We start from the raw sequence: 25,365 nt of genomic DNA, 5'->3' as shown, positions 1-25,365 counted from the left end.
CGCGAAATCGCGGGCAGGGCCCGCTACAGTTCCAGGAAGCACGGTTTTTCGTAGGATGGCGTTGAGCGAAGCGATACCCATCACCATGGCCCCATGGGTATCGCAAGCTCAACCCATCCTACGAAAGCGGCGGTGACTTCAGCCTTCCTCGCCCAGCTCCTCGCTGGCGGCGCGCAGGCATTCGCGGAACAGCCGCGCCGCCGGGCCCAGTTCGCGGCCGCTGGGGTGGAAGCAGCCGATGTCGCCGAAGCGCAGCGCGATGTCCAGCTCGAAGGCGCGGACGCCGCCGCCATCGGCCAGTTGCCGGGCGGTTTCCAGGGGCAGCAGGCCGACGGTCTGCTGGTCCTGCATCAGGGCGACGTTGGTGAGCACCGACAGCGATTCGATCACGTTGCCCGGCAACGCCAGGCCGGCCTGGGCGAACAGGTGGTCCACCGTCTGCCGCAGCAGCGAGCCGGGCGGCGGCAGCACCCAGGGGTAGGCGTGCAGCTCGGCCAGGCCCACCGCGCCGCCGGCATGCAGCGGGTGGCCATGGCCGCCGACGATGCACAGGCGCTCGTCGTAGAGCACGTCCACGCCCAGCGCCCGCGCCTCGCCACGGGCCTGCCAGTCGTCCGGCACGCGGCCCACCACCAGGTCCACCTCGCCGCCGATGAGGGCCGGGAACAATTGGTCGAACTGGCCGATGCGCACCGACACCAGCACCCGCGGCGCGCGGCTCTTGAGCAGGCGCAGGGCGCGCGGCAGCAGCGAGGTGGAGGCGGAGATCAGGGTGCCCACCACCACGTGCCCGGAAGTGCCGTCGCGGAAGGCCTCCACCTCGTCGCTCAGGGCCCGCAGCTCGGCGAGCATCGAGCGCGCCCGGCGCAGCACCAGCTCGCCCAGTTCGGTGACCTTCACCCCGCGGTTGCTGCGTTCGAGCAGCGGCGCATCGAAGTACGACTCAAGCTCGTGGATGACCTTGGTCACCGCCGGCTGGGTCAGGTTCAGCACCTGCGCCGCGCGCAGCAGCGAACCGCTCTGCACCACCTGGTCGAGCACCACCAACTGGTAGAACTTCAGCTTGCGTGCGACCGATACCACACTCGACTTCATCGACTACCCCGACATCCAGCTCAGAAACGGAAAGTACCACGCATCGACAGGCAAGCCGTGGCGTCGCCAGCCCGGGTGAGCGCCGGCAGGCCCGGCCTGGGAGTGAACGGAGAGGGTTTCTTCGGGGTACGGGCGAGCATCGGCATGGGCGGTCCTCATGTCGGAAATGGCAACGGAGGTGGCCCGGCCGTAATGGCCGGGCCTGCAAAGGGATTCATCGGCTGCTGGCGGCTTCCAGCAGCTGCGGCACCAGCGGCCTGCCCTGCGCGTCCAGGCGCAGGTTGTTGCGCTGGGCATAGGCGCGCCAGTCGCGCAGCAGTTCGGCCAGTGCCTGGGGCCGCTGCGCGGCCAGGTCGTGGCGCTCGCCCGGGTCCGTGGCGAGGTCGTAGAGGCGCCAGCGCGCCTGGGCGTCCTTGACGTCGTAGAGCAGCTTCAGCGAGCCCTTGCGCAGGGCGGCGTTGCCATTGAGCTCCCAGCCCAGCGGCTCGTCGGCGGCATGCACGCGCGCGTCGCGGCCGAACAGCAGCGGCAGCATCGACAGGCCCTGCGGCGGGATGACCTCGCGGCCCCGGTAGCGCGGCCCGGGCTGCTCGGCGCCGGCCAGCTCCAGCAGGGTCGGCAGCAGGTCGTGCACCCGCGCCAGCTGCGTGGTGCGCCCGGCGGCGATGCGCTGGGGCATGTAGGCGAACAGCGGCACCCGGTAGCCGCCCTGGTAGGTGGTCATCTTGTAGCGCCGCCCGGGCAACGCGCTGACCTGCGCCCAGGCGCTGCCCTGCAGCAGGAAGGAGTCGCGCCGGCCATAGTTTTCCAGGTGGTTGTCGAAGTGCTCCGCCACCCACCTGGCGTCCATGCTGTCGCGCCCTTCCGGGCCGTTGTCGGACATGAACAGCACCAGGGTGTTGTCCAGTTGCCCGCTGCGGCGCAGGTGGTCGAGCAGACGGCCGACCTCGGCGTCGAAGGCCTCGACCATGGCCGCATAGACCTCCATGGTGCGCGCCGACTGGCGCCGCTGCTCTTCGCTCAGCGTGGACCAGGCCGGCACGCCTTCCAGTTGCGCCTGCAAGGGATAGCCCTCGGGGATCAGCCCCAGTTCGCGCTGGCGCGCCAGGCGCTGGTCGGCGATGGCCTGGTAGCCGGCGTCGTAGCGCCCGCGGTACTTCGCCAGGTAGGCATCCGGCGCCTGCAGCGGCCAGTGCGGCGCGGTGTAGGCGGCGAAGGCGAAGAACGGCCGGCCGTCGCCGGCGCGGCGGTCGATCATCTCGATCAGGCAGTCGGTGTACCAGGTGCTGGAATAGAAATCATCCGGCAGCTCGATGCCCTGGCCGTCGTGCAGGTAGGTGGTGCTGTAGTTGGGCAGCAGCGCCATGTTGGCCTGCTTGAAGTTGGCCGCGCCGCCTTCGAGCAGCACGTAGGACTCCTCGAAGCCCCGCTTTTGCGGCTGCAGTTCCGGCTGCTTGCCCAGGTGCCACTTGCCGGCGATGTAGGTGTGGTAGCCGGCATCGCCCAGCAGCTCGGCGAGGGTCGGCACCCTGGCCGCCAGCACACCTTCGTAGCCGGGGCGCAGGCGTTCGCGCTGCGCAGGTGGCAGGCGGCCACGCCATTCGGCCATCATGCCGACGCCGACCAGGTGCGGGTCGTTGCCCGAGAGCAGCGCCGAGCGCGTGGTGGAGCAACTGGGCGTGGCGTGGAAGTCGAGGAAGGTCATGCCCTGGCGGGCCAGGCGGTCGAGGTTGGGGGTGGCGATTTCGCCACCCAGCGCGCCTATGTCGGAAAAGCCCAGATCGTCGGCGACGATCAGCAGCACGTTGGGCCGCTGGCCGCCGTCGGCGGCCTGGGCGAAGGGTAATGCGCTGGCCAGCAGCGCAGCGGCCAGCCACTTGAGCAAGGTATGCATGGGGATGAGGCCCTCCTTCCTGTCGTTGTCGGCCAGCCGCGGGCGCCTCAGGCGAGTTCACCCCGCGCGGCGCCCGGTGCGCGGCGCAGGGCCATGACGAACAGCGCCAGGCTGGCCAGCAGCGCCGGCGCGGCGAGCCAGATGAAGAACACCTGCAGGCCACCGGCGGCCTCGAACAGCCAGGCGCCGAGCAGCGAACCGATGATCGAGCCGGCGCGCCCGGCGCTCAGCGCCCAGCTCACGCCGGTGGCGCGGGCGTGGGTGGGGTACAGGGTGGCGGCGAGGATGCTCAGGTTGTTCAGCGCGCCGGTGAGGGTGAAGCCCACGGCGAAGACCATCAGCAGCAGCGCCAGGCCGTTGCCCAGCTGGGTGCCGGTCAGCGCCAGGGCCACGGCGGCGCACAGGCACAGCGGCGGCAGCAGGCGCTGGGCGCCGAAACGGTCCATCAGCAGGGCCATGACGATGCCGCCGATCACCCCGCCGAAGGGGATCATCGCGGCGATGTGCGAGGTCTCCTGGGTGCCGTAGCCGCTGCCGCGGAGGATGGTCGGCAGCCAGCTGGTCAGCAGGTAGAAAACGAACAGGCAGCAGAAGAAGGTCAGCCACAGCATCAGGGTGCGCAGCGCCCGGCCCTCGGCGAACAGGGTCGAGGCCGGCGAGCGCTGTTGCGCGGCGGCGACGTCGCCGACCAGGGTCACTTCGTCCAGGTCCTGGCGAGCGCTGATGCGCCCGAGGATCGCCCGCAGCCGCTGGGCGTGCGCCGGGCTGCCGGCCATGAAGCAGGTGGACTCCGGCAGCGCCAGGACCAGCGCCGGCAACAGCACCAGCGGCGTCAGGCCGCCGCACAGCAGCAGGCCCTTCCAGCCCACCAGCGGCAGCAGCAGGCCGGCCACCCAGCCGCCCAGGGCCAGGCCCAGGGTGAAGCCGGAATAGCTCAGGGTCACCAGCAGCATGCGCCGCCGCGCCGGCGAGTATTCCGAACTCAAGGTGATGGCATTGGGCAGCACGCCGCCCAGGCCCAGGCCGGTGAAGAAGCGCAGCGCGGTGAGCACCTCGATGTTCGGCGCCAGGGCGCAGGCCAGGGTGCCCAGGGCGACTATGCCCAGGCTGAGCAGCAGGACGAACTTGCGCCCCTTGCGGTCGGCCACCGGGCCGAAGCCGACGCTGCCCACCAGCATGCCGAACAGCCCGGCGGCGAAGGCCGGGGCCAGTTGGCCGCGGGTGATGCCCCAGTCGCGGATCAGCTCGGGGGCGATATAGCCGATGGCGGCGGTGTCGAAGCCGTCGAGCACCACCACCAGGAAGCACAGCAGCAACACGCGGATCTGCAGGGCGGACAGCGGACTGTTGTCGATCAGGTCGCTGACGCGCAGGGTTTGTCTGTTCATGGCGTTCTTCTCGTTGCTAGGGGGTGGGCCGGCTCAGAAGAGCTTCCAGGTGTAACTGAGGATCAGGCGGTTCTCGTCGACGTCGGTGAGGTAGTTGGAGCGGGCCACGGCGTTGCGCAGGCGGACGTTCAGCCCGGCCAGCGGGCCGCCCTGCAGCGTGTAGGCCAGCTCCAGGTCGCGCTCGCGGTCGCGGCCCTCGAAGCCCCTGCCGGTGTCGACGTTGCTGCCGCGCAGGTAGCGCAGCGTGGTACTCAGGCCGGGGATGCCGAGGGCGGCGAAGTCGTAGTCGTGGCGCACCTGCCAGGAACGCTCGTCGGCCGAGGCGAACATGAAAGTGGGCACCTCGTTGCCCAGCGGCGCGACGTTGGGGAACACCCGCGGGAAGCCGTCGTCGCCGAACATGCCCTGGTAGCCGACGTAGAAGCTGTGCCCGCCGCGCCTGGCCGAGAGCAGCGCGTAGAAGGCGCGGTTGTCCAGGTTGCCGAGCAGGCGCTTGCCGTCCTCGTTGGCGTCGTAGTAGCCGAGGTTGCCGCCCAGCACCCAGTCGCCGACGCTCTGGCTGTGCTTGAGGCCGACAAAGCCCTGGCGGTAGATGTCTTCCAACTGGCCGTACCACAGGCTGGCGCGGGTGCGCTTGGCGTTGAAGTCGTAGTCGCCGCCTGCGAAGTTGAAGGCGTCGCTTTCCACCTGGCGGTAGGGCGTCGCGCCGACCATCGCCTGCAGGTCGCTGGTGCCGGCCTCGTTGCGCATGCTGTATGACTTCAGCCGGCCCGCCTGCAGGGCCAGGCCGGGAATCTCCGCGGAGGCCAGCATGGCGCCCTGGTAGGTCGGCGGCAGCAGGCGGTTGTCGCTGGCCGGCAGCACCGGCAGGTTGGGCTGCAGTTCGCCGAGCTTGAGTTCGCTGTGCGAGACCTTCGCCTTCAGCGCCACGCCCAGGCGGCTGTAGTCGTCCGGCGCGCGGTCGTCGCCGTCCACCGGCAGCAGGCCGGTGTTGGCGCGGTCCGGGCTGCTGTCCAGCTTCAGGCCGAGCAGGCCTATGGCGTCCACGCCGAAGCCCACGGGCCCCGCCGTGTAGCCGGAACGGAAGTCGAGGATGAAGCCCTGGGCCCACTCCTCCGCCTTCGATTGCCGGCTGGCGCCGACGATGTCCGAATAGTCGCGGCTGAAGTAGTAGTTGCGCGCCTGCAGGGTGGCGCTGGCGCCCTCGACCAGGCCCTCGCCGGCCTCGACCTGGGGCAGCGCCGCCAGGGTGCCGGAGGCGAGCACCGCCAGGGACAGTTTGGGGTGATTGCTCATGCTGCTTGCACTCTTCTCGTTGTTGTAGGCAAAGCGTCCCCTGCCACCGGCAGCCCGGCGGCAGGAATGAGTCGGTAGCGGAATCGTCAGTTCACCGGTTCGCGCTGGCGCAACGCGGCGTCGTAGGGCTCGCGCACTACGCCCTTGGGCGTCAGCTCGAAGGCCATCAGGTCCTGGCCGATGACGAAGGAACCGTCGTAGCCCTGGGCCACGCGCGAACGGATGTCCTCTTCGGAAGCGCGGCCGATGTCGCCGCGGCTGTACAGCGAGATGTGCGAGAACACCGCATCGCGCGGGCGCGTTTCGCTGAGCACCTTCGCCACCGTCTCCGGGTTGGCCAGGTAGTCGTAGAAGTGCTTCACGTAGTCGGGGTAGGCCTTTTCCAACTGATGGCTGGCGATCGACAGGGAGTGCACCAGCAGGTCCACGCCCTTGGCCTGGCTAACCAGGTTGGGGGCGTAGGTGGTGTCGCCGGAAAGCACCACCGACCGCCCCGCATAGTCGATGCGATAACCGTAGGCCGGCTTCACGTAGCCGTGGTCCACCAGGAACGCGGTGACCTTCACCCCCTCTTTGTCGAAGACCACGCCGCCGTCCGCCGCTATGGCCTGGTCGGCGATACGCGCGGCCTGCGCGTTGGTCTCCTTGCCGCGGATGCGGTTGTTCTCGCTGAACATCTGCTCGATGCCCCGCGCCACGCTGTCGATGCCCTTGGGCCCATAGACCGGCAGGGCCTGGGTGCGCCGGCCGTCGTCAGTAGGCAGCGGCGCGGTGGCGTACAGGTCCGGCAGGCCGGTGAGGTGATCGGAGTGCAGGTGGGTGATGAACACCGCCTCGATATCGCGCAGCGGCACCTGCAACTGGTGCAGGCGGATGGCCGCGCCGCGCCCGGCGTCGAACAGCAGTTTGTGCGGGCCGGCCTCGACCAGGGTGCTCATGCCGAAGCGGTTGACGTTGAGGATGGGGGTCCCGGTGCCCAGCAGGGTCACCTTGATGCTGTCTTCCGCCGCCGCGGAGGCGGGGGCGCCATGCAGCGCCAGCAAGGCGGCGCCGACGGCGCCCAGGATGCGCAGAGCTTTCATCGTGTTCTACCTTCTATTGTTGTTATGGGTCACTTGGCCGGTACCGGCCCGGCACGCCCAGCCATTACCGGCCGCCGCGCCCTGCCGGTCTATCCGCATAGTCGGCGGCTTCGATCCGCTGAGTGCCGCTGCGCTCGCCACGCCGCCCGGCTCGCGGCCGCCGGGTCGGAAGCCGCCGCCGTATCCCCTTTCAAAGACCGAAGAAAGCCTGGGCGTTGCCGGCGCAGATGCGCGCCTTGTCCTGCTCGCTGAGCTGCGGGTGCTCCAGCACGCCGGCACCGATGCTCTGTTCGCCCAGCGGGAAGGGCGAGTCGGAGCCGAGCATCACGCGGTCGGCGCCCATCACGTCCACCAGCAGGCGCAGCGCGCCGGGGTCGAATACCGCCGAGTCGACGAAGAAGCGCTTGACGTAGCTGGACGGCAGCTGCGGGCAGTCCTCGCGGACGATGTCGCGGTGGCGCCAGGCGTTGTCCACGCGGCCGAGCAGGAAGGCGAAGCCGCCGCCGCCGTGGGCGAAGCAGATGCGCAGCGACTCGGGCAGGCGCTCGAAGGCGCCGGAGAGGATCAGCGAGAGGATGCCCAGCTGGGTTTCCGCCGGCATGGCCACCAGCCAGGGCAGCATCCACTTCTTCATGCGCTCGCGGCCCATCATGTCCCAGGGGTGCACCAGCAGCGGGATGCCTTCGTTGGCGCAGTGGCGCAGGAAGATCTCCAGGCCGGAGTCGTTCAGGTCGCGCTCGCCGACGTGGTTGCCGATCTGCACGCCGACGTGGCCGCAGGCCATGGCCCGGCTGGCTTCGCGGCAGGCGGCGTCGATGTCCTGCAGCGGCACCTGGGCCAGCACCTTGAGGCGCTCCGGGGCGATGGCGGTCATCTCCAGGGCGCGGTCGTTCATCAACTGCGCCCAGGGCAAGGCGCGCTCGATGGGCTGGTCGTAGCCGAACATCACCGGGGTGGCGCACATCACCTGGGCGTCCAGGCCCTGCTCGTCCAGGTGCTCGATGCGCCGCTGGGCGTCCCAGAGCACGTCGTGCACCGGGCGGAACGGCTTGTCGCCGAGCATGATCTGCCCGTGGCGGCCCTCGGTGTGCAGCCAGGGCGCGCTCTGCGGGTGCAGGCGCGCGGCCTCGGCCTGGGTGATGCGCGGGAAGAAGTGCGAGTGGATGTCGATCTTCATGGGCGATGGAACTCGTTGAGTGTCTGGTGCCAGGCCTGCCAGTCGCGGCCGGGGTGGATCTCGCCGCATTCGTGGCAGCGGCGTTCCTCGTCGGAGGTGGCGTAGAACTGCTCGTACACCGGCGGCAGGTCGGCGACGATGCTCTGCAACTGCATTTCGTAGCGCTTGATCAGGCAGCCGCAGCGCGCGCAGGACCACTGCAGGGCATCGTGCTGGCCCGCCGGGCGGCGGTGCTCGATGACCAGGCACAGGCTGCCGGGCTCGGGGCGCTGCGGCGAATGGATGACGTGCGGGGCCATCAGGTAGATGTCGCCTTCCTTGAGGTCCACCCGCTCGTAGCGGCCGCGGTCCCAGATGTTCAGGTAGGCGTTGCCCTTGAACTGGTAGAAGAACTCTTCCACCGGGTCGTCGTGGAAGTCGGTGCGCTGGTTGGGGCCGCCGACCACGGTGACCATGTAGTCGCTGCCCTGCCAGATCTGCTGGTTGTTCACCGGCGGCTCGAGCAGGTGGGCGTGCTCGTCGAGCCAGCGGTTGAAATTGAAGGGTGCGCTGAAGTGGTGCTTGTCCATTGTTGTTGTCTCCCAGCGGTTCAACGGGTGCGGGGGGCGTAGGCCACCGCCTTGATCTCGATGCGCAGGTGCGGGTGCGGCAGTTGGTGCACGGCCACGGTGGTGCGGGTCGGGCCGTTCTCGTCGAAGAACTCGGCGTAGACCTGGTTGTAGCCGCCGAAGTCGTTCATATCGACGAGGAAGCTGCTGATCTCCACGACGTCCGCCAGACTGGCGCCCTCGCTGGCGAGGATGTCGCGGATGTTCTCGATCACCGCGCGGGTCTGGGCGCGGATGTCGAGGTTGGTGGTGCCCATGGCATCCACCTCGACGCCGACGAAGCTGTTGTCCGGGCGCCGCGAGCTGGTGCCGGAGACGAAGAGGAAATCACCGGCGCGCTTGATGTGCGGGAAGCGCCCGCGCGGGGTGGCCTTGCCGGCGACCACGGTGGATTTGGTTTCGCTCATGCTGCTGCTCCTTGAGGGTTGCGGACGCTGAAACTGCTCTGCCCCAGGCCCTGGACTTCGACGCTGACGTGCATGCCGGGGCGCAGCGCCTCGGCGGCGGTGGCGGCGCCGGCCATCACCAGGCTGCCGGCGGGCAGTTCGATCTGCGCCTGGTGCAGCAGGCGCGAGGCCTGCACCAGACTGCGCAGCGGGTTGCCGAGGATGGCGGCGGTGGAGCCGGCCTGGACCACGCGGCCGTCCAGGCGCAGCACCACGCCGGCATTGGCCAGGGCGCCGAAGTCCCGCGACCAGGGGCCGACGGTGAGGCCGGCGGAGGAGCAGTTGTCCGCCACCACGTCCTCGAGGCTGAACTTGAAGGCCTGGTAGCGCGAGTCGATGATCTCCAGCGCCGGGGCCACGGCCTCGATGTAGTCGGCGGCTTCCAGCAGCGTCAGCGGGCGATCGATGGCGCGGCGGGTGAGGAAGCAGACTTCCGGCTCGACGCGCGGGTGGATGTAGCGGGCCAGGTCGACCAGGCCGCCGTCCTCTTCCAGCATGGCGTCGGTGAGCCAGCCCCAGATCAGGCTGTCGACGCCCATCTGGACCATCTTGGCGCGGCTGGTGAAGCCCAGCTTGACGCCGATGCTGCGCTCGCCGTCGTCGTAGCGGCGCTGCATGGAAGCGCGCTGGATGCGGTAGGCGTCATCCAGGCTGAAGGGCGTGCTGGCGCTGAACTGCGCCAGCGGTTCGGCATGCCGCGCGGCCTGGTCGAGGGCCTGGGCGATGCGGGGGATGTCGGTGCTCATGTGCACTACTCCTGCGATTTAGGCTTTTCGTAGGATGGGTTGAGCCTGCGAAACCCATCGGGCATGGCGATGGGTATCGCTTCGCTCAACCCATCCTACGGAGGTGTTTCTCCTGCGCCTCCGCCACGTCGTTCCTCTGTAGGAGCGCGCCCTGCGCGCGAATCGCAGGCAGGGCCTGCTCCTACAGTCGAGGTCGAGGTCAGGCGCGGGCGGCCAGCAGGTCCAGGGCCACGTCGACGATCATGTCTTCCTGGCCGCCGACCATGCGGCGTTTGCCCAGTTCGACGAGGATGTCCACCGCCTTGATGCCGTACTTGGCCGAGGCCACTTCGGCGTGGCGCAGGAAGCTGGAGTAGACGCCTGCGTAGCCCAGGGCGAGGGTTTCGCGGTCGACGCGCACCGGGCGGTCCTGCAGCGGGCGCACCAGGTCATCCGCCGCATCCATCAGCGCGTAGAGATCGGTGCCGTGGTGCCAGCCGAGCTTGTCGGCGGCGGCAATGAACACCTCCAGCGGCGCATTGCCGGCGCCCGCGCCCATGCCGGCCAGGCTGGCGTCGATGCGGTTGCAGCCCTCCTCCACCGCGGCGATGGAATTCGCCACACCGAGGCTGAGGTTGTGGTGGGCGTGGATGCCGGTTTCGGTTTCGGGCTTCAGGACCGCTTTCACGGCGCGGAAGCGCGCGCGGATATCGTCCATGTTCATCGCGCCACCGGAGTCGACCACGTAGATGCAGGTGGCGCCGTAGCTCTCCATCAGCTTCGCCTGCTGAGCGAGACCTTCGGGCGTCTGCATGTGGCTCATCATCAGGAAGCCGACGGTGTCCATGCCCAGCTCGCGGGCATATTCGATGTGCTGCTTGGAGACGTCGGCCTCGGTGCAGTGCGTCGCCACGCGAACCACGCGAGCGCCGGCGTTGTAGGCGTTCTTCAGGTCGTGGATGGTGCCGATGCCCGGCAGCAGCAGCGTGGCGATCTTCGCGTGCTTCACCACGTCCGCCGCCGCTTCGATCCATTCCAGATCGGTGTGGGCGCCAAAGCCATAGTTGAAGGACGAGCCTTGCAGGCCATCGCCGTGAGCCACTTCGATGGAGTCCACCTTGGCGAGGTCGAGGGCGGCGGCGATGGCCCGCACGTCTTCCAGGCTGTACTGGTGACGGATCGCGTGCATACCGTCACGCAGCGTCACGTCGGAGATATAGAGTTTCTGGCTCATGCCGAAGCCTCCATTGCCTGTGCCATGCGCTCGGCGGTGGCCAGCGCGGCGGAGGTCATGATGTCGAGGTTGCCGGCGTAGGCCGGCAGGTAGTGGGCGGCGCCTTCCACTTCGAGGAACACCGAGGTTTTCAGGCCGCTGAAGCTGCCGTGGCCGGGGATGTTAAGGTCGGTCACCAGGTCGAACTGGACCTTCTGCTTCAGGCGATAGCCGGGGACGTAGGCCTGCACGGCGGCGGCCATTTCCTCGATGCTGGCCTCGACCTTGGAGGGGTCCACCGCTTCGCTCAGCACGTACACGGTGTCGCGCATGATCAGCGGCGGCTCCGCCGGGTTCATGATGATGATCGCCTTGCCCTTCGCCGCGCCGCCGATCACTTCGATGGCTTTCGAGGTGGTCTCGGTGAACTCGTCGATATTGGCGCGGGTGCCGGGGCCGGCGGATTTCGACGCGATGGAAGCGATGATTTCCGCGTAGTGGACCTTGGCCACACGGGACACGGCAGCCACCATCGGAATGGTCGCCTGCCCACCGCAGGTCACCATGTTCACGTTGCTGGCCGTGAGGTGCTGCTCCAGGTTGACCACCGGCACGCAATAGGGACCAATCGCGGCCGGAGTCAGGTCGATTATCCGCAGCCCGGGCTTAACGCCGAGCAGGAAGGCGTCGTTCTTCACGTGGGCGCTGGCGGAAGTGGCATCGAAAACGAAGTCGATGTCGGCGAACACCGGCAGTTTCACCAGCCCTTCGACACCCTCGTGGGTGGTCGCCACGCCCATGCGGGCGGCGCGGGCCAGACCGTCGGAGGCCGGGTCGATACCGACCATGGCGGCCATTTCCAGATGCTGCGAGTTGCGCAGGATCTTGATCATCAGGTCGGTGCCGATGTTGCCGGAACCGATGATGGCGGCTTTTCTCTTCTTACTCATAAACACCCCTCGAAAAGCATTCGATCAAGAGCAAAGAGCTCGATTAAGAGCGCTGGAGGCTGGAGGCTGGACGAAAGAGCACCGACCTCCGCCGTGGCAGGGATCGCTTGTCGTTCAGCCTCCAGCCTTCAGCGCTTTTTTCGGCTCTTAGCCCTGGAAGGCCGCAGTAACGCGCCCCAACCCCTGGATTTCGGCGCTGAATACATCGCCCGGGCGCACCGCCACCATCGGCCCCAGGGCGCCGGTGAGCACCACGTCGCCGGCGCGCAGCGGCTCACCCAGGCGGGCCATGGTGTCGGCCAGCCAGAGCGCGGCGTTCAGCGGGTTGTCCAGGCAGGCGGCGCCGGCGCCGACGGATACCGGCTCGCCGCGCAGGCTCAGGCTCATGCCGCAGTTCACCAGGTCCAGCCGCTCCAGGCGCACCGGACGGCTGCCGAGGACGAAGAGCCCGGAGGAGGCGTTGTCCGCCACGGTGTCGAGCAGGCTGATGTCCCAGTTGGCGACGCGGCTGCCGACGACCTCGATGGCCGGCAGGGCGAAGGCGGTGGCGCGGATGATGTCGGCCAGGGTGTGGCGCTCGTGGCACAGGTCGTGTTCCAGGACCAGGGCGATTTCCGCCTCCACCTTGGGCTGCTGGCAGTCCGTCCAGGCGATGGGCTGGCCGTCGCCGCGGGCCATCTGGGCGAACAGGCGGCCGAAGTCCGGTTGGTCGACGCCCAGCTGGCGCTGCACGGCGCGAGAGGTCAGGCCGATCTTGTGGCCCACCGGGCGCCAGCCGGCGGCGATGTCGGCGACGTTGTTGCGTTGCTGTACGGCGTAGGCCAGGTCGAGGGCGGCAGCCCCTTGTTCATTGGCGGCCTGCTGGACGAGGTCGCGCACCGGCGCGCACGGCTGGCCCTGTTCACGGGCCTGGCGCAGACGCGCGGCGGCTTCGGCGATGGCTGGATGCATGGGCTTCTCCTGGCCTCAGGGGTTGACGCAGATGGTGGTGAGTTCGGAATAGAAATCCAGCGAGTGGCGGCCGCCCTCGCGGCCCAGGCCGGACAGCCGGGCGCCGCCGAAGGGCGTGCGCAAATCGCGCAGGAACCAGGTGTTGACCCACACCATGCCCACGTGGATGCGCCGCGAGACGCGGTGCGCACGGCCCAGGTCGCGGGTCCACAGCGAGGCGGCCAGGCCGTAGGCGGAGTCGTTGACGCGGCGCAGCACTTCCTCGTCGCTGTCGAAGGGCGCGATGTGGCAGACCGGGCCGAAGACTTCCTCGCGCATGCAGCGGGCGTCGTCGGCGAGGCCGGTCCAGATGGTCGGCTGGACGAAGGCGCCGTTGTCGCGCGCATCGCCGAACTTCGGCACGCCGCCGCCGCTGACCACGGTGGCGCCCTCCTCGCGGGCCAGCTGGAAGTAACCCAGCACCTTGTCGCGATGCTTGTGGGAGATCAGCGAGCCCATGTTCACGCCGTCTTCGTCGGGGTAGCCGATCTTCAGCTGCTCGGCGCCCGCCTTGAGCGCGGCGACGAAGCGCTCGTAGATCGGCCGCTCGACGTAGACGCGCTCGGAGCACAGGCAGACCTGCCCGGAGTTGGTGAAGCTGGAACGCAGCACCCCGGCCACGGCGGCGTCGAAGTCGCAGTCGGCGAAGACCACCGCGGCGTTCTTGCCGCCCAGTTCGAAGGAGACTTCGCGCACGCCTTCGGCGGCGGCGCGCATGATGGTCGAGCCGGTGCGCGACTCGCCGGTGAAGGTGATGGCGTCGACTTCCGGGTGGCGGGTGAGGAACTCGCCGGCGGAGTTCGGCCCGAAGCCGTGGACCAGGTTGAAGGCCCCGGCGGGCACGCCCACCTCGTGCATCACCTCGGCCAGCAGGGTGGCGCTGGAGGGCGTGTCTTCCGAGGGCTTGACCACCACCGAGTTGCCGCAGGCCAGGGCCGGCGCGACCTTCCAGGTGAGCAGCAGCAGCGGCAGGTTCCACGGCGAGATGATCGCCACCACGCCATGAGGCTTGCGCACCGTGTAGCTGAACACGTCGCTGCCGTCGCCGGTGCGCATCTCGAAGAACTCGCTGCCGCCCTGGCGCACCAGGTCGGCGAAGGTGCGAAAGTTCTGCACGCCACGGGCCACGTCGAGGCTGCGGGCCTGGTGCACGGGGCGGCCGGTGTCGGCCACCTCGGCGGCGACGAAGTCCTCGAAGCGCCGCTCGATGCCGTCGGCGATGCGTTCCAGCAGCTCGGCGCGCTGGGCGGCGCTGTAGCTGGCCCAGGGGCCGTTCTGTGCCTGCGCGGCGGCGCTGACCGCGGCATCGACCTCCACCTCGCCGGCCTCGCAGACCTGGCCGAGGACGCGGCCATCCACCGGGGAGACGTTGTCGAAGGTGCGGCTGCTGGCTACGAAAGCTCCGGCGATGTAGTGGCGGAGCAAGGAATGGGACACGGCGACCTCCTGCATAGGCTTGTTTTTCGCCGAGTCTAGGGAGACCGCCTATAAGCGGATAATCAAAAAAGCGCTCTCAGGTATCCCTTACAGGAATACCGGAAATACCCTCGGGCGCCCTCCTCCATCCGCCCCGGTAGCCGGGGCGGACAGGGGGCCAAGCGGCCCCGGAGAGGTTCAGAACAGCTTCCAGGTGTAGCTGAGGATCAGGCGGTTCTCGTCGATGTCGCTGCGGTAGTTGGAGCGCGCCATGACGTTGCGCACGCGCAGGTTGAGCCCGGCCACCGGGCCGCTCTGCACGGTGTAGCCGATGTCCAGGTCGCGCTCGCGGTCCTTGCCCTCGAAGCCCTGCCCGGTGTCGACGTTGTTGCCGCTGATGTAGCGCACGGTGGTGGTCAGGCCGGGCACGCCGAGGGCGACGAAGTCGTAGTCGTAGCGCGCCTGCCAGGAGCGCTCGTCGGTGGAGGCGAACTCGTAGGTCGGCACCTCGTTGCCCAGCGGCGAGACGTTGGCGAACACCCGGGGGAAGGCGCTGTCGCCGAACATGCCCTGGTAGCCGAGGTAGAAGGTGTGCCCGCCATGCCTGGCCAAGAACAGCGAGTAGAAGGCGCGGTTGTCGATGTCGCCGAGCAGGTGCTTGCCGTCCTCGCTGGCGTCGAAGTAGCCGAGGTTGGCGCCCAGCGCCCAGCACCCAGTCGCCCAGCGGCTGCGCGTGCTTGAGGCCGAGGAAGCGCTGTTTGTAGATGTCTTCCAGCTGGCCGTACCAGGCGCTGACGCGGGTGCGCTTGGCGTTGAAGTCGTAGTCGCCGCCGGCATAGTTGAAGGCATCGCTCTCGGCCTGGCGCTGCGGCTGGTAGCTGAGCATGGCGAGCATCTTCTCGTCGCCGCCCTCGTTGCGCAGGTGTGTGGAGGTGAGGTGCCCGGCCTGCAAGGTCAGCCCGGGGATTTCGCTGGAGGTCAGCGAGGTGCCCTGGTAGCTGGGCGGCAGCAGGCGGATGTCGCTGAACACCAGCACCGGCAGGTTGGGCTGCAGCTCGCCGATTTTCAGCTCGGTCTTGGAGAACTTCATCTTGCCGGCCACGCCCAGGCGGCTGTAGTCGTCCGGCGCGCGGCCGTCGCCGCCCACCGGCAGCAGGCCGCTGTTGGTGCGCTCGGGGCTGCTGTCCAGCTTCAGGCCCAATACGCCGATGGCGTCCAGGCCGAAGCCGATGGGCCCAGGGGTGTAGCCGGAACGGAAGTCGAGGATGAAGCCCTGGGCCCACTCCTCCGCTTTGGACTGCCGGTTGGGCCCGACGATGTCGGAGAAGTCGCGGCTGAAGTAGTAGTTGCGTGCCTGCAGGGTGGCGCTGGCACCTTCGATCAGCCCTTCGGCCGCGGCCGCCGGCTGGGCGGCGGCCACGCCGATGCCCAGCGCGACGGCGGTCACGCATACGCGATTGCTCATGGTTTTCTCTTGTTCTTATGGTTGTGCGATCCCCTGCCGAGCGACCGGAGGGCCGCGGCTTGGCGCAGGGCGGGGAGTCATGTACCGGCGACGGGGGCCCGGGGCTGTCCGCTTCGCTCAGCCGCCCTGCCCTGCTTCCGCTGCCGTGTTGCCTTGGGCGGGCGCCCCGGCCGGGCGCCCGCTTGCCGTTGCCCGGTGGTCAGGCGCGCACGGCGCGCGCCTCGCGTCGAGGAGCGCGGCGGCGCACCAGCAGCAGGTGCGCGGCCAGGCCGAAGATCAGGCCCCAGAAGGCCGCCGACAGGCCGAGGAAGGACATGCCCGAGGCGGTGACCAGGAAGGTGATCAGCGCCGCCTCGCGGTCCTCCGGCACACCCATGGCGCCGGCCAGGGCTCCGCCGATGGCGCCGAACAGCGCAAGGCCCGCCAGCGCGGCGATCAGCTCGCGGGGGAAGGCGCTGAACAGCGACACCAGGGTGGCGCCGAACAGCCCCAGCAGCAGGTAGGCGACGCCGCCCACCACCCCGGCGACATAGCGCCGCGCCGGGTCTTCGTGGGCCTCGCGGCCGGTGCAGATGGCCGCGGTGATGGCGGCGAGGTTCAGGCCGTGGCAGCCGAAGGGCGCCAGCAGCAAGGTGCCCAGGGCGCTGCTGGCGATCAGCGGGCGCGCCGGGGTCTGGTAGCCGTCGTTGCGCAGCACGGCGATGCCCGGCACGAACTGCCCGGTGAGCGCCACCACCACCAGCGGCAGGGCGATGTTGAGCAGCGCATGGAGGCTGAATTCAGGGGCGATCCATTGCGGCGTGGCCAGGCCGATCACCAGCGCCGAGGCGTTCAGCTCGCCGCCGCCGATGGCCATGGCGCAGCCCACCAGCAGCACCAGGGCCACCGCGTAGCGCGGCGCCAGGCGCTTGCCCAGCAGGTAGGCGACGAACATCGCCAGCACCAGCGCCGGCTTGGCCTGCAGCGAGACGAACAGCTGGGTGCCGAAGCTGAACAGGATGCCGGCCAGCATGGCCGCGGAGATGGCCGGCGGCAGCTTGCCGACCACGCGGTCGAAGGCGCCGGAGATGCCCACCAGGAAGATGATCAGGCTCGACGCCAGGTAGGCGCCCACCGCCTCGTTCAGGCTGATGCCCGGCAGCAGCGCCACCAGCAGCGCCGAGCCGGGCGCCGACCAGGCGATCACCAGCGGCACCTTGTAGCGCAGGCTGAGGAGGATGCCGAGCACGCCGCTGCCGATGGAGATCGCCCACACCCAGGACGACACCGCGGCGTCGGGCAGGCCGGCGCTCTTGGCCGCCTGGAAGATGATCACCAGGGGGCCGGCATAGGAAATCAGGGTGGCGATCAACCCGGCCACCAGGGCGGACAGCGAGAAGTCGCGGATGAGGTCTTTCATGGCGCCTCACTTTTTCTTGTTCTGCACGCAAGGCTTCGCCGTGCCGGCAAGCCGGCTCGGGACGATGCCTGGGGGTAACACCGTAGCGGATCTCATCCGCGATTCGCGCCGGTGGTTCCGGCTATCGCGGACAAGGTCCTACGGTTCCAGGAAGCACGGCTTTTCGTAGGATGGCGTTGAGCGAAGCAATACCCATCGCCAGGGTCCGATGGGTATCGCAAGCTCAACCCATCCTACGAAGAGCGCTTCGGCGCAAGACAGTTGCTCCTACGCTGTTTCTGGGTCTCCGCGCAGGCGGGAACCCAGTGGACAGCGCCTCAGGCGCCCTGCACCTGCAGCGCACGCGGGCGCTGGCTGCGCTGTTCGTCTTCGGCGCTGGCAGCCTTCTGCAGCTGGAAGCTGAATTCCAGCTCGGCCACGCGGCCGTCGATGCCGCGGACGTTCTCGGCGAACTTCACTTCGCCGACCAGGCCGTCGCGGGTGGCGTAGGCGAAGTCGTCCCACAGGTACTGGTCGCCGGACAGGTTGATCTGGGTGGTCAGGTGGCGGTAGCCCGGCGCCGAGATGAAGAAGTGGATGTGCGCCGGGCGCTGGCCGTGGCGGCCGAGCTGGTCCAGGCATTCCTGGGTCGGGCCCTGCGGGTCGCAGCCGTAGCCGCTGGGGACGATGCTGCGGGCGCGGTAGCGGCCCTCGGCGTCGGTGATGATGCGGCGGCGCAGGTTGTACTCGCTCTGGCTCTGGTCGAAGTAGGAGTAGTTGCCCTTGGTGTTGGCGTGCCACAGGTCGACGGTGGCGCCGGCGATGGGCTTGCCGTCCAGGTCCAGCACCTGGCCTTCGAGGAACATCACGGTGGCCACGCCGTCTTCGCTGCCGTCGTCCATGCGCGCCTCGCCCTCGACGATGGGCGCACCGGCCACGTACAGCGGGCCTTCGATGGTGCGCGGGGTGCCGCCGGTCTTGCCGATCTGCGCGTCCTTGGCGTCGTTGAGCAGGTCGATGAAGTGCTCGATGCCCAGGCCCGCCACCAGCAGGCCGGCTTCGCCGCGGCCGCCCAGGCGGTTCAGGTAGTCCACGGCGGTCCAGAATTCGTCGTCGGTGACTTCCAGGTCCTCGATGATCTTCGCGGTGTCCTGCAGCACGCGCAGGACGATCTGCTTAAGGCGCGGGCTGCCGTTGTCGTTGCCGTAGCCGGCGGCTTCTTCGAAGAACTTCTGGATCTCGGCAGTCTGGGAAATCTTCACGGTCATGATGTTCACCTCGTCTTGTTCTTATACAAGGGTTTCGTCGTTGGGGTTCAGGGCTCAGCGGTCATCGGCATGGATGGAGGACGGATGGCGGCAGAGCCCGTCGACCTCGATGTCCATGTAGGGGAACAGCGGCAGTTGCATCAGGGTGTCGTGCAGTTCCTCGACGCTGGCGACGTCGAAGACGCTGTAGTTGGCGTAGTGCCCGGCGATGCGCCACAGATGGCGCCACTTGCCCTCGCGCTGCAGGCGCTGGGCCAGTTCCTTCTCGTCGGCCTTGAGCTGGGCGGCGCGGGCCGGGTCCATGTCGACGGGCAGTTTCACCGTCATCTTCACGTGGAACAGCATGGGGCTTCTCCTCTCTCGAAATCAGGGGCAGCGGAATTCAGGGGCGGCGGAAGCGCTTGAGGCGCTCCTCGTCCAGGCTCAGGCCGAGGCCCGGGGCGTTGGGCACCAGCAGTTGGAAGTCGCGGTACACCGGCGGCTCGCTGACGATCTCCTCGGTCAGCAGCAGCGGGCCAAACAGTTCGGTGTGCCAGGTCAGCTGCTTGAGGGTGAGGAAGGCGTGGGCCGAGGCCAGGGTGCCGATGGCGCCTTCGAGCATGGTCCCGCCGTACAGGGCGATGCCGGCCGCCTCGGCGATCTGCGCGGTGCGCAGCACGGCGCGCGGGCCACCGTTCTTGGCGATCTTCAGGGCGAAGATGCTGGCGGCGCCGTCGGCGGCCAGGCTGAAGGCGTCCTCGACGCTCTCGATGGATTCGTCGGCCATGATCGGCGCCGGGCTGCGCAGGTTCAGGCGCACCTGGCCGGCGCGGTTGATCCGCGAGATGGGCTGCTCGACGAGGTCGATGCCGTTCTCGCCGAGCACCTGGCAGCCGCGGATGGCCTGGGATTCGTCCCAGTACTGGTTGACGTCCACGCGCACGCTGGCGCGCTCGCCCAGGGCGCGCTTGATCGCCACCACGTGCTTGAGGTCCTGCTCCAGCGCATGGGCGCCGATCTTCAGCTTGAAGATGCGGTGGCGGCGCAGGTCGAGCATGCGCTCGGCTTCCTCGATGTCGCGGGCGGTGTCGCCGCTGGCCAGCGTCCAGGCCACTTCCAGGCCGTCGCGCACGCGGCCGCCGAGCAGTTCGCTGACGGCCAGGCCCAGGCGCTTGCCCTGGGCGTCGAGCAGCGCGGTTTCCACCGCCGAGCGGGCGAAGGTGTTGCCCTTGATGGCCTTGTCCAGACGCTGCATGGCGGCGTTGATGTTGCAGGCGTCCTGGCCGATCAGCAGCGGCGCGAAGTGCGCCTCCAGGTTGGCCTTGATGCTTTCCGGGCTTTCGTTGCCATAGGCCAGGCCACCGATGGTGGTGGCCTCGCCGAGGCCCTCGATGCCGTCGCTGCAGCGCAGGCGCAGGATCACCAGGGTCTGCTGCTGCATGGTGTGCATCGCCAGCTTGTGCGGGCGGATGGTCGGCAGGTCGACGATGATCGCTTCGAGGCGTTCGATCAGGGCTTGGGTCATCTCGGGTTCCATATCACGCTAGGCTGCTTGTCGAGGCCCGGCCGTCTGGTGCGGCCGATACCTTCCAGGTCTTTTGTTGCACACCGAAGGATTGCGCCAGCGGTGGCGAGCAGTCCAATATCATTGCCCTCTCGTTCCATACCCTGGAGGTATCATGGAGCTTCGACACCTGCGGTACTTCCAGGCGGTCGCCGAAACCCTCAACTTCACCCGCGCCGCCGAGCGCCTGCACATCGCCCAGCCGCCGTTGAGCCGGCAGATCCAGCAGCTGGAGGAACTGCTCGGCGTCGAGCTGCTGGAACGCGGCCGGCCGCTGCGCCTGACCGAGGCCGGGCGCTTCTTCTACGAGCAGAGCGGCACCCTGCTGGAACAGCTGCAGAACATCTGCGACAACACCCGCCGCATCGGCCTGGGCCAGCGCCAGTGGCTGGGCATCGGCTTCGCGCCTTCGACGCTCTACGCGGTGCTGCCGGAGCTGATCCGCGAGCTGCGCGGCGACGCCGAGCTGGAGCTGGGCTTGCAGGAAATGACCACCCTGCAGCAGGTCGAGGCGCTGAAGAGCGGGCGCATCGACATCGGCTTCGGGCGCATGCGTTTCGACGACCCGGCCATCCACCAGCAGGTGCTGCGCGAGGACCCGCTGGTGGCGGTGCTGCCCACCGGGCACCCGCTGCTGGGCGCGCCGGTGAGCCTGCAGCGGCTGTCCCGCGAGCCCTTCGTGCTGTACCCGGCCAACCCGCGGCCGAGCTATGCCGACCACGTGCTGGCGCTGTTCGCCAACCACGGCCTGGGCATCCGCGTGGCGCAGTGGGCCAACGAGCTGCAGACCGCCATCGGCCTGGTCGCCGCCGGCCTGGGCGTGGCCCTGGTGCCGGCCTCGGTGCAGCAGCAGCACCGCCCGGACATCGGCTACGTCGCCGTGCTGGAACCCGAGGCGGTGTCGCCGATCGTCCTCAGCCGCCGCGCCGGCGATGTCAGCGCCATGGTCCAGCGCTGCCTGGCGCTGATCGAGCAGGTCAACCACTGAGCATGCCACTCAGAGCAGCCTCAGGGGCGCGTCGATGATCAGGCGGAACTCCTCCAGGTTGCCCTCGATCTGCCCCGCGCTGGCGCGGTGCCAGATGTAGCCGGTCGACAGGCCGACGCCGCGCAGCGGCCCGGATTGCACGGCGTAGCTGAACAGGCCGCCGACCTCGTAGTGGCTCTCGCCCTTCTGCCCCAGCACCGAGTTGTAGGCCGCGCGGGGACCGCCGTCGTAGCCGCTGCCGTCGATGCCCCAGCCCTTGACGTACCAGAACAGGCTCTTGAAGCCCGGCAGGCCGTAGGGCGTCCAGTCGGTGCCGTAGCTGACCTGGAAGGAGCGCTCGTTGGGCCCGTTGTAGTACGAGAGCATGGCGTTGGGCAGGTCGAAGGCGTTGGACTCGGCGGGAAAGTCGAAGTACTCGTCGCCGTCGATCTGCTGGAAGGCCAGCTTCAACGTGTGGTTGGCGTAGCCCGGCGCGACGCTCGCGCCATAGGCCCGCTGGCCGATGCGCCCGGCGTTCTCGCGGCCGCTGGAGCGGGTGTCGTAGAAGTCCAGGCGCAGGCCCAGGTCCAGCTCGCCCAGGCGGTAGCGCTGCGCCCAGCCGGCGTAGGTGCGGTCCCAGATGTCGTCGAAACGCGACAGGTAGAGGCTGGCCCGGCCCCGCTCGCCGAGGCGGTAGTCGCCGCCGGCATAGGCGATCCAGTCGCTTTCCACCAGGCGCGTGGCGAAGGTCAGGCTCAGGTCCTGGCTGCCGGCGCCGGTGCGCGGCGTGGCGCGCTGGAAGTGCCCGGCCTTGAAGGTCAGCCCGGGCAGGTCATGGCTCTCCAGCGAGAAGCCATCGAAGGAGGCCGGCAGGGTGCGGGTGTCGGCGTAGCTCATCACCGGCGTGCGGATCTGCTGGCGGCCGAGCTTCGCCTCGGTTTCGCCGGCTTTCAGCTTGAGCGCGGCGATGCCCACCTTGCCCCACTGGTCCACCACCTCGCCGTCGCGCTCCACCAGCAGGCGGGTGCTGCCGCCGGCCACCGCTTCGCGGCTGCGTTCCAGGGCCACCGCGCCGTACAGCGAGAAGTCCATGCCCAGGCCCTGCTCGCCCTGGCTGTAGCCGGACCGGTAGTCGAGCTTCAGGCCCTGCAGCCAGGCCACGCGGTCGCGCACCGGGCGCCCGCCCTCGTCGTCGGGCACCCGGAAGTAGCTGTCCTTGCGGGCGATTTCATGGGAATACCAGTGGCGGGTGTTCAGCACCAGCGAGCTATCTTCGAACAGGCGGCGCTCGTCGGCCAGGGCCAGTTCGGCGGTGAAGGGCGCCAGCAGCGCCAGGGGGCCGGCGAAGCGCCGGGCCCGGGTTTCGCTTATGTGCATCGGGTCATGCCTCTTCATTGTTGTTGTCGTCTGGCATGGGCGCTCAGACGGGCCCGGTCTGATAGGCGCGCGGCATCCGCGCCGCCGCCTCGATCACGGCGGCCACCTGGAAGCAGCGGTCCTCGCGGTAGTGGTCGGCGATGACCTGCACGCCGGCCGGCAGGCGCTCGCCCTGCAGGCCGCTGGGCACGCTGAGCGCCGGCAGGCCACTGAGCGCGACGCTCATCAGGATCGCCTGCTGGCGCATGATCTGTGCCATGGCCGCGCCGCCCTGGGCATCCAGGCCCCAGGGCAGCGGCGCGCTGGCGGACACCGGGGCGATCAGCGCGTCGTAGCGCTGGAACAGCGCGCGCCACTTCACCCGCAGGTTGTTGCGGGTGGCCAGCGCGACGACGTATTCGTCCAGGCCGGTCTCCGGCGTCGCCTCCAGCATGCCCTGCACGGCCGCCTGCAGCGCCTCGCTGCCCTCGCGCCGCATGACCGGCAGCAGTTGCAGGCGGATCTCGGTCATGACGATGCGCAGCCAGGTCTGGGTGGCCAGCTCGTGGTCCGGCAGGCTCACCGGCTCGACGCGGTAGCCGGCGTCCTCGAGCATCTTCGCCACCGCCGCCAGGTTGTCCCGCACCGAAGCGTCGAGGGGGATGCCGGGCAGTTCGTTGACCAGGCCGACCACCCGCTTCTCGCGCGCCTCGGGCGACGCCACGGGGCTCACCCAGTTGGGGTCGGCGCCGCCGCTGCTGGCCATCGCCAGGAAGGCCAGGCGCACGTCGGCCACGCTGCGCGCCAGCGGCCCCTGGGTGGCGATCTGCTGCCCGGCGAAGCCCAGGCCGAGCCCGGTGGGAATGCGCCCGACGCTGGGGCGCAGGCCGACCACGCCGCAGGCATAGGCCGGGTAGCGGATGGAGCCGGCGATGTCGTTGCCGTGGGCGATCGGGCACATGCCCGCGGCCACGGCCGAGGCTGCGCCGCCGCTGGAGCCGCCCGGGGTGATGTCGGCGCGCCAGGGGTTCAGCGTGCGGCCGTACAGCGGGCTTTCGGTGTACCAGCGGAAGGAGAACTCCGGCGTGCTGGTCAGGCCGATGATGACCGCGCCGTTGTCCAGCAGGTTCTGCACCACCGGGCTGTTGTCGGCGGCGATGTTGTCGCGGCGCGCCAGCAGCCCGTTGGTGTTGGGCTGGCCGGCGACGTTCTGGTTGACCTTGACGGTGACCGGCACCCCGTGCAACGGCGGCAGCGCGTCGCTCCCCCGCCTTTGGTCGGCGCGCTGCGCCGCGCGCAGGGCCTCGTCGCGCATCTCGTGGACCACCGCCTTGAGCCCGGGGTTGGCCTCGGCGATGCGCCCGAGGCAGCTTTCCACCGCCTCCCGGCTGCTGATGGCGCCGCTGGCGATGCCGGCGGCCAGCTCGCTGGCCTGCCATTGCCACAGCGGCGCATCCGGCAGCGCGAGCGCCGCCTGCCCTTGCTTCACGCTGGCGGCCAGCGCGTTCCTGCCGAGCAGCAAGCCGGCGGACAAGGCCGCGGCACCGGTCATGAAATCTCTGCGTTGCATGCTGTTCCCTCCTTGGCTCCCGTCAGCGCGGAAGCCTGCGGCGGGCGCCGGAGTGGCCGGCCCCGCCCTTGCGTTGTCGGTTCAGGCCCGGGCTTCGGCCAGGGGCGCGAGCACCCGCTCGCTGCGGCTGACCAGGTACATGGCCAGGGCCGCCAGCGCGCCGGGGATGGCGAAGGCCATGAAGTTCAGGTGCAGCGGCAGCTCGATGGCCAGCAGCGAGCCGCCCAGCAGCGGGCCGACGATGGCGCCGTTGCGGCCGATGCCCGAGGCCCAGCCAAGGCCCGTGGAGCGGATGGCCAGGCCGTAGAACTGCGCGGCGCTGGCGTAGAGCAGGATCTGCGTGCCGATGGTGGTGGCCCCGGCGATGCCGATCAGCAGGTAGAGCACCGGCATCGGCGTATTGAAGCCCAGCAGGGTGATGGAAACGGCGGCGGCGACGAAGAACAGCGCCACCACCCTGGGCAGGTTGAAGCGGTCGCCCAGCCAGCCGCCGAAGATGGCCCCGAACATGCCGCCGAAGTTCAGCGCCAGCAGGAACGACAGGCTCGAACCCAGGCTGTAGCCGGCGTTGGCCATCAGCTTCGGCAGCCAGGAGCTGAGCGCGTAGACCATCAGCAGGCAGCAGAAGAACGCCACCCAGAGCATCAGGGTGCGCAGCGCGCGGCCCTCGCGGAACAGCTCGAGCACCGGCGCGCCCTGCGGCTTACTCTCGCCCAGGTGCAGCTCGGCGGCGGCCTCCAGGGTGGTTTCCGGGGAGACGCGGCGGAGGATGGCGCGGGCCTGCTCGATGCGCCCCTGGCGCAGCAGGAAGCCTACCGACTCCGGCAGTTGCCAGAGGATCAGCGGCAGCATCAGCAGCGGCAGCAGCGCGGCGAAGAACATCGCCTCCCAGCCGAAGCGCGGCAGCATGTAGATGCCCACGCCGGCAGAGAGCATGCCGCCCAGGGAGTAGCCGCTGAACATCACCGCCACCAGGGTGCTGCGCAGTTTCTTCGGCGCGTATTCGTTCATCAGCGCCACCACGTTGGGCATCAGCCCGCCGATGCCGAGGCCGGCCATGAAGCGGCAGATGCCGAACTGCGTGGGGTTGCTGGCGAAGCCGTTGACCACGGTGAAGCCGGAGAAGAGCACGAAGCAGATGGCGATGCCCTTCTTGCGCCCGACCTTGTCGGCCAGCGGGCCGAAGAACAGCGCGCCGGCCATCATGCCGAACAGCGCGTAGCTGCCCAGGGCGCCGGCCTGCAGCGGGGTCAGGCCCCACTCCTTCATCAGCACCGGCAGCACCACGCCGTAGATGAACAGGTCGTAACCGTCGAAGATCAGCAGCAAGGCGCACCAGGCCATGACCATCCAGTGGAAGCGGCCGAAGCGCGCGTTGTCGATGACGTCGTGTACGTCGATTTTCCGCATGGCATCACTCTCTTTTTTGTTGTTGTGCGAGAAGCCGTTGGGGCCGCGTCGTGGGCGGTCCGTCTTTGCGTGGGATGGCGTTGGGCCGGAGGCGATATCCATCGCCTCGGGTGATGGGTATCGCTGCG

21 protein-coding genes and 1 pseudogene are annotated in these 25,365 nt (G+C 69.1%); 1 reads left to right on the top strand and 21 read right to left on the bottom strand.

Annotated features, from left to right (window positions below; genetic code table 11):
* Window positions 1–138: 138 nt before the first annotated feature.
* The 18 genes and pseudogenes from PcP3B5_RS11550 to PcP3B5_RS11465 all read right to left on the bottom strand — a co-directional run bounded on the left by PcP3B5_RS11550 (window position 139) and on the right by PcP3B5_RS11465 (window position 19,895).
* Window positions 139–1,095 carry a LysR substrate-binding domain-containing protein gene (locus tag PcP3B5_RS11550; RefSeq protein ID WP_009619353.1) on the bottom strand — a complete coding sequence of 319 codons (957 nt, stop codon included), beginning with the start codon at window positions 1,093–1,095 and terminating at the stop codon, window positions 139–141.
* Between the two features lie 214 nt (window positions 1,096–1,309).
* Entirely contained in the window at window positions 1,310–2,989 is a 1,680-nt protein-coding gene (locus tag PcP3B5_RS11545) for an arylsulfatase (protein ID WP_043266752.1), read from the bottom strand.
* Between the two features lie 47 nt (window positions 2,990–3,036).
* Window positions 3,037–4,377, bottom strand: a complete 1,341-nt coding sequence (locus tag PcP3B5_RS11540; protein WP_043266754.1) for an MFS transporter — start codon at window positions 4,375–4,377, stop codon at window positions 3,037–3,039.
* 33 nt (window positions 4,378–4,410) lie between these two features.
* Entirely contained in the window at window positions 4,411–5,673 is a 1,263-nt protein-coding gene (locus PcP3B5_RS11535) for an OprD family porin (RefSeq protein ID WP_043266756.1), read from the bottom strand.
* 86 nt (window positions 5,674–5,759) lie between these two features.
* The gene (locus tag PcP3B5_RS11530) at window positions 5,760–6,755 is read right to left on the bottom strand and encodes an MBL fold metallo-hydrolase (RefSeq protein ID WP_051878337.1); all 996 of its coding nucleotides are present in this window, start codon (window positions 6,753–6,755) and stop codon (window positions 5,760–5,762) included.
* 190 nt (window positions 6,756–6,945) lie between these two features.
* Window positions 6,946–7,932, bottom strand: coding sequence for an amidohydrolase family protein (locus PcP3B5_RS11525; RefSeq protein WP_061561312.1), 987 nt, complete (start codon window positions 7,930–7,932; stop codon window positions 6,946–6,948).
* Complete coding sequence (locus PcP3B5_RS11520; RefSeq protein WP_043266760.1) at window positions 7,929–8,501, bottom strand: 3-hydroxyanthranilate 3,4-dioxygenase; 573 nt, start codon at window positions 8,499–8,501, stop codon at window positions 7,929–7,931. Before PcP3B5_RS11520 ends, PcP3B5_RS11525 begins: the two co-directional genes overlap by 4 nt.
* Window positions 8,502–8,521: 20 nt before the next feature.
* Window positions 8,522–8,947 carry a RidA family protein gene (locus PcP3B5_RS11515; protein WP_043266762.1) on the bottom strand — a complete coding sequence of 142 codons (426 nt, stop codon included), beginning with the start codon at window positions 8,945–8,947 and terminating at the stop codon, window positions 8,522–8,524.
* Entirely contained in the window at window positions 8,944–9,732 is a 789-nt protein-coding gene (locus PcP3B5_RS11510) for a 2-keto-4-pentenoate hydratase (RefSeq protein WP_009619334.1), read from the bottom strand. Before PcP3B5_RS11510 ends, PcP3B5_RS11515 begins: the two co-directional genes overlap by 4 nt.
* A gap of 199 nt (window positions 9,733–9,931) precedes the next feature.
* Window positions 9,932–10,945 carry a 4-hydroxy-2-oxovalerate aldolase gene (gene mhpE / locus PcP3B5_RS11505; RefSeq protein WP_009619332.1) on the bottom strand — a complete coding sequence of 338 codons (1,014 nt, stop codon included), beginning with the start codon at window positions 10,943–10,945 and terminating at the stop codon, window positions 9,932–9,934.
* Window positions 10,942–11,874 (bottom strand): acetaldehyde dehydrogenase (acetylating), encoded by a 933-nt coding sequence (locus PcP3B5_RS11500; RefSeq protein WP_043266764.1) that lies wholly within the window; start codon window positions 11,872–11,874, stop codon window positions 10,942–10,944. The genes mhpE and PcP3B5_RS11500 overlap by 4 nt, the downstream gene beginning before the upstream one ends.
* A 147-nt stretch (window positions 11,875–12,021) precedes the next feature.
* The gene (locus PcP3B5_RS11495) at window positions 12,022–12,825 is read right to left on the bottom strand and encodes a 2-keto-4-pentenoate hydratase (RefSeq protein WP_043266766.1); all 804 of its coding nucleotides are present in this window, start codon (window positions 12,823–12,825) and stop codon (window positions 12,022–12,024) included.
* 15 nt (window positions 12,826–12,840) lie between these two features.
* Window positions 12,841–14,316: a 2-hydroxymuconic semialdehyde dehydrogenase gene (locus PcP3B5_RS11490; RefSeq protein WP_043266767.1), complete on the bottom strand. Its 1,476-nt coding sequence runs from the start codon at window positions 14,314–14,316 to the stop codon at window positions 12,841–12,843.
* 162 nt (window positions 14,317–14,478) lie between these two features.
* Window positions 14,479–15,745 (bottom strand): annotated as a pseudogene (locus tag PcP3B5_RS11485) (OprD family porin).
* Between the two features lie 199 nt (window positions 15,746–15,944).
* Window positions 15,945–17,144, bottom strand: coding sequence for a benzoate/H(+) symporter BenE family transporter (locus PcP3B5_RS11480; RefSeq protein WP_043266769.1), 1,200 nt, complete (start codon window positions 17,142–17,144; stop codon window positions 15,945–15,947).
* A 317-nt stretch (window positions 17,145–17,461) separates the two neighbouring features.
* Entirely contained in the window at window positions 17,462–18,391 is a 930-nt protein-coding gene (gene catA / locus PcP3B5_RS11475) for a catechol 1,2-dioxygenase (RefSeq protein ID WP_043267893.1), read from the bottom strand.
* A gap of 54 nt (window positions 18,392–18,445) precedes the next feature.
* Complete coding sequence (catC, locus tag PcP3B5_RS11470) at window positions 18,446–18,736, bottom strand: muconolactone Delta-isomerase (RefSeq protein ID WP_009619311.1); 291 nt, start codon at window positions 18,734–18,736, stop codon at window positions 18,446–18,448.
* 37 nt (window positions 18,737–18,773) lie between these two features.
* The gene (locus PcP3B5_RS11465) at window positions 18,774–19,895 is read right to left on the bottom strand and encodes a muconate cycloisomerase family protein (RefSeq protein ID WP_043266773.1); all 1,122 of its coding nucleotides are present in this window, start codon (window positions 19,893–19,895) and stop codon (window positions 18,774–18,776) included.
* A 154-nt stretch (window positions 19,896–20,049) separates the two neighbouring features.
* Between PcP3B5_RS11465 and PcP3B5_RS11460 the strand changes: the two genes are divergently transcribed.
* Entirely contained in the window at window positions 20,050–20,922 is an 873-nt protein-coding gene (locus tag PcP3B5_RS11460; RefSeq protein ID WP_043266775.1) for a LysR family transcriptional regulator, read from the top strand.
* Between the two features lie 9 nt (window positions 20,923–20,931).
* Here the strand turns inward: PcP3B5_RS11460 and PcP3B5_RS11455 are convergent, their stop codons facing one another.
* The 3 genes from PcP3B5_RS11455 to PcP3B5_RS11445 form a co-directional block, all read right to left on the bottom strand.
* Window positions 20,932–22,278, bottom strand: coding sequence for an OprD family outer membrane porin (locus tag PcP3B5_RS11455; RefSeq protein ID WP_043266776.1), 1,347 nt, complete (start codon window positions 22,276–22,278; stop codon window positions 20,932–20,934).
* Window positions 22,279–22,321: 43 nt separating this feature from the next.
* Window positions 22,322–23,827: an amidase gene (locus tag PcP3B5_RS11450; RefSeq protein WP_082816293.1), complete on the bottom strand. Its 1,506-nt coding sequence runs from the start codon at window positions 23,825–23,827 to the stop codon at window positions 22,322–22,324.
* An 81-nt stretch (window positions 23,828–23,908) separates the two neighbouring features.
* Window positions 23,909–25,237 carry an MFS transporter gene (locus PcP3B5_RS11445; protein ID WP_061561310.1) on the bottom strand — a complete coding sequence of 443 codons (1,329 nt, stop codon included), beginning with the start codon at window positions 25,235–25,237 and terminating at the stop codon, window positions 23,909–23,911.
* Window positions 25,238–25,365 lie beyond the last annotated feature (128 nt).

The sequence above is a fragment of the Pseudomonas citronellolis genome (assembly GCF_001586155.1).
In the GTDB taxonomy this organism is placed as follows: Bacteria; Pseudomonadota; Gammaproteobacteria; order Pseudomonadales; family Pseudomonadaceae; genus Pseudomonas; species Pseudomonas citronellolis.
Note: the sequence above shows the minus strand (reverse complement) of the source record. Positions and strands in the feature narration are given on the sequence as shown.

Bases quoted from the DNA above. Each gene is read 5' to 3' on its own strand.
- PcP3B5_RS11550 (WP_009619353.1), bottom strand. From the start codon at position 1,095: ATGAAGTCGAGTGTGGTATCGGTCGCACGCAAGCTGAAGTTCTACCAG.
- PcP3B5_RS11545 (WP_043266752.1), bottom strand. From the start codon at position 2,989: ATGCATACCTTGCTCAAGTGGCTGGCCGCTGCGCTGCTGGCCAGCGCA.
- PcP3B5_RS11540 (WP_043266754.1), bottom strand. From the start codon at position 4,377: ATGAACAGACAAACCCTGCGCGTCAGCGACCTGATCGACAACAGTCCG.
- PcP3B5_RS11535 (WP_043266756.1), bottom strand. From the start codon at position 5,673: ATGAGCAATCACCCCAAACTGTCCCTGGCGGTGCTCGCCTCCGGCACC.
- PcP3B5_RS11530 (WP_051878337.1), bottom strand. From the start codon at position 6,755: ATGAAAGCTCTGCGCATCCTGGGCGCCGTCGGCGCCGCCTTGCTGGCG.
- PcP3B5_RS11525 (WP_061561312.1), bottom strand. From the start codon at position 7,932: ATGAAGATCGACATCCACTCGCACTTCTTCCCGCGCATCACCCAGGCC.
- PcP3B5_RS11520 (WP_043266760.1), bottom strand. From the start codon at position 8,501: ATGGACAAGCACCACTTCAGCGCACCCTTCAATTTCAACCGCTGGCTC.
- PcP3B5_RS11515 (WP_043266762.1), bottom strand. From the start codon at position 8,947: ATGAGCGAAACCAAATCCACCGTGGTCGCCGGCAAGGCCACCCCGCGC.
- PcP3B5_RS11510 (WP_009619334.1), bottom strand. From the start codon at position 9,732: ATGAGCACCGACATCCCCCGCATCGCCCAGGCCCTCGACCAGGCCGCG.
- mhpE (WP_009619332.1), bottom strand. From the start codon at position 10,945: ATGAGCCAGAAACTCTATATCTCCGACGTGACGCTGCGTGACGGTATG.
- PcP3B5_RS11500 (WP_043266764.1), bottom strand. From the start codon at position 11,874: ATGAGTAAGAAGAGAAAAGCCGCCATCATCGGTTCCGGCAACATCGGC.
- PcP3B5_RS11495 (WP_043266766.1), bottom strand. From the start codon at position 12,825: ATGCATCCAGCCATCGCCGAAGCCGCCGCGCGTCTGCGCCAGGCCCGT.
- PcP3B5_RS11490 (WP_043266767.1), bottom strand. From the start codon at position 14,316: ATGCAGGAGGTCGCCGTGTCCCATTCCTTGCTCCGCCACTACATCGCC.
- PcP3B5_RS11480 (WP_043266769.1), bottom strand. From the start codon at position 17,144: ATGAAAGACCTCATCCGCGACTTCTCGCTGTCCGCCCTGGTGGCCGGG.
- catA (WP_043267893.1), bottom strand. From the start codon at position 18,391: ATGACCGTGAAGATTTCCCAGACTGCCGAGATCCAGAAGTTCTTCGAA.
- catC (WP_009619311.1), bottom strand. From the start codon at position 18,736: ATGCTGTTCCACGTGAAGATGACGGTGAAACTGCCCGTCGACATGGAC.
- PcP3B5_RS11465 (WP_043266773.1), bottom strand. From the start codon at position 19,895: ATGACCCAAGCCCTGATCGAACGCCTCGAAGCGATCATCGTCGACCTG.
- PcP3B5_RS11460 (WP_043266775.1), top strand. From the start codon at position 20,050: ATGGAGCTTCGACACCTGCGGTACTTCCAGGCGGTCGCCGAAACCCTC.
- PcP3B5_RS11455 (WP_043266776.1), bottom strand. From the start codon at position 22,278: ATGCACATAAGCGAAACCCGGGCCCGGCGCTTCGCCGGCCCCCTGGCG.
- PcP3B5_RS11450 (WP_082816293.1), bottom strand. From the start codon at position 23,827: ATGCAACGCAGAGATTTCATGACCGGTGCCGCGGCCTTGTCCGCCGGC.
- PcP3B5_RS11445 (WP_061561310.1), bottom strand. From the start codon at position 25,237: ATGCGGAAAATCGACGTACACGACGTCATCGACAACGCGCGCTTCGGC.